This window comes from Pseudomonas caspiana (genome assembly GCF_002158995.1).
GTDB lineage: Bacteria > Pseudomonadota > Gammaproteobacteria > Pseudomonadales > Pseudomonadaceae > Aquipseudomonas > Aquipseudomonas caspiana.
Genome location: NZ_LOHF01000045.1, coordinates 1 through 1,254 on the forward strand (window position 1 = coordinate 1; position 1,254 = coordinate 1,254).

Consider the following 1,254-nt stretch of genomic DNA (forward strand, 5'->3'; position numbering starts at 1 on the left):
GGACTTGTCCCGTGACAACGGACGCCAAGAAGCGATACTTAAATCGTTCTCTTGGAGGTTGCCATGTACCCATCTACTCGCCGTAACTACACCGATGAGTTCAAGACTCAAGCGGTTGCGCTGGCTGAGAGCGTCGGCAGAACCGAAGCCGCCCGCCAGCTAGAGATGTCCGTCAAAACGCTCGACAACTGGGTGGACGCCTCGCGTAGGGGGCAGCCGTTGAGCTCGCCCGAACGTAAGCCCATCACCAAGGAAGACAGCGAGCTTGCCCGCCTGCGAGCTGAGGTTGCTGAGCTGAAAATGGAGCGTGAAATCCTAAAAAAGGCGGCGGTATTCTTCGCCAGAGAGTCCAAGTGAGATACGCCTTCGTCGCCGCTGAACGGACTCAATACCCGGTACGTGTGTTGTGCCGGGTGATGGAAGTCTCGAGTTCAGGTTTTTACGCTTACATACACAGGCAGCCTCGTCCTGATCCTGACGCTCAAATTCGCCTTGAGTTGCGCAGCGCCTATGCGGCCAGTCGAAACACCTACGGTCGGCCACGGTTAGTGGCAGCCTTGCGCCAGAAATCATATGCAGTGGGCCACAAGCGGGTCAGGCGGTTGATGCAGGAGGAGCAAATACAGGGGAAGTCCAAAGGCGGTTTCAGGCCCTGCACCACTGACAGCCATCATCACTTGCCGGTCGCGAGCAATGTGCTGGCCCGTCAGTTCTCTATCAATAACCCCACGCCGACCTGGGTCAGTGATATCACCTACCTCCCAACCAGAGAGGGCTGGTTGTATCTGGCCGTAGTGTTGAGCATCCAGACCCGCCAGATCCTGGGTTACAGCTTGTCGGACCGCATGCCAGATGGTTTGGTCGAGAGCGCGTTTCTAAATGCCTGGAGCGCTTGCTCTGGCACCAGCGGGGCAGTATTCCACTCCGATCAGGGCCGTCAGTACGCAAGCAGTAAGTTCCGTCTGGCGTTGGCCAGGAAGGACTTCAAACAAAGCATGAGTCGAAAGGGAAATTGCTGGGATAACGCAGTGGCGGAGAGCTTTTTCGCTACTCTGAAGAGAGAGGAAGCTCGGGGAGTCTACCCCACCAAAAAACAGGCACAGCTATCGATCGCCAGCTATGTGCATGGGTTTTACAACAGTAGTCGACTGCACTCAGCCCTCGGATATCGTTCTCCGAACGAATATGCAAAGGGCTTGAGGCATAAGACTGGATAACCAGCTTCTTGGCGTCCGTTGTCACGGGACAAGTCCA

Annotated in this window: 2 protein-coding genes; both read left to right on the forward strand. The window is 56.1% G+C overall.

The window, feature by feature from the left end:
- Positions 1 to 63 precede the first annotated feature (63 nt).
- Positions 64 to 357: a transposase gene (locus tag AUC60_RS27165; RefSeq protein WP_087274651.1), complete on the forward strand. Its 294-nt coding sequence runs from the start codon at positions 64 to 66 to the stop codon at positions 355 to 357.
- Positions 354 to 1,217 (forward strand): IS3 family transposase, encoded by an 864-nt coding sequence (locus tag AUC60_RS27170; RefSeq protein WP_087274653.1) that lies wholly within the window; start codon positions 354 to 356, stop codon positions 1,215 to 1,217. Before AUC60_RS27165 ends, AUC60_RS27170 begins: the two co-directional genes overlap by 4 nt.
- Positions 1,218 to 1,254 lie beyond the last annotated feature (37 nt).

Bases quoted from the DNA above. Each gene is read 5' to 3' on its own strand.
- AUC60_RS27165 (WP_087274651.1), top strand. From the start codon at position 64: ATGTACCCATCTACTCGCCGTAACTACACCGATGAGTTCAAGACTCAA.